At 68.6% G+C, this 835-nt stretch carries 1 protein-coding gene; it reads left to right on the top strand.

Features of this window, described 5'->3' with window-relative positions; all coding sequences use genetic code 11:
* Nucleotides 1-426: 426 nt before the first annotated feature.
* Nucleotides 427-835 (top strand): hypothetical protein (locus tag ACRYR9_RS19695; protein WP_432499189.1); only part of this gene is annotated, 409 nt, incomplete at its 3' end.

The raw sequence follows: 835 nt of genomic DNA, 5'->3' as shown, positions 1-835 counted from the left end.
TGATGCAGGGCAAGCCGAGCTACTCGATCATGCAGAACTTCCCCTGGGACAAGCTGCAGGCCCTGCCCATGCACCACGGCAAGCCCGGCAACTGACCGGACTCACCCGGTCCGGCTCAGCCGTCGCAGAGGCTGAGCCGTCGCAGGGGCTGAGTCGGCGCTTCGAGGTCCAACGGGTGGCCTCGGGAGTGCACTGCACGCACTGCGAGGACGCGGTGAGGCCGGAACGCGGTGAACACTCACCCGTCCGGGGGACGGGCGACCTGCTCCTCGCCCACCAGGTCGTCACGTGAAGTGACCCCTCGCTGGGTGTCACACAACCGTTCGGGTGGTTCGACCGGGGAATCACCCGTCCTGCGTACAGCACCGACGCCGTTGGAGCCGATGCACGAGGTGTCATCCGAACACCTCACCAGGAGCTCCGACCATGCCCGTGCTCGGCACCGCACGCACGACGCTCGTCACCACCGTGGTGGTGGGCCTGCTCACCGCGATGAGCACCGTAGCGCCGGCTCAAGCCGCTGGTGGCCCCCTGGTCGAGCGAGCCCAGCGACACGTCGCGGCCCGGGCGGTCCACACGCCCGCTCCCGGCGGAGCCATCGACGCCTTCGGGGCGAGCAGCGTGTGGAAGCAGGACATCAGCACAGCGCCCCAGGCCGCCAACTCCGCCGCCATGGTGCGCAACCTCACCGGCCAGGTGACGGACAGGTACAACGGCGTGGCGGCGTTCAACGTGAACCAGTACAACACCAGCATCTACACCGTGCCGGCCTCGCAGCCGCGCGTGGACGTGCAGTGGAGCAACTGCCAGAACCGCAGCTACACCCCCAAGGGAC

The sequence above is a fragment of the Kineococcus auxinigenes genome, assembly GCF_050871525.1.
GTDB lineage: Bacteria > Actinomycetota > Actinomycetes > Actinomycetales > Kineococcaceae > Kineococcus.
Note: the sequence above shows the minus strand (reverse complement) of the source record. Positions and strands in the feature narration are given on the sequence as shown.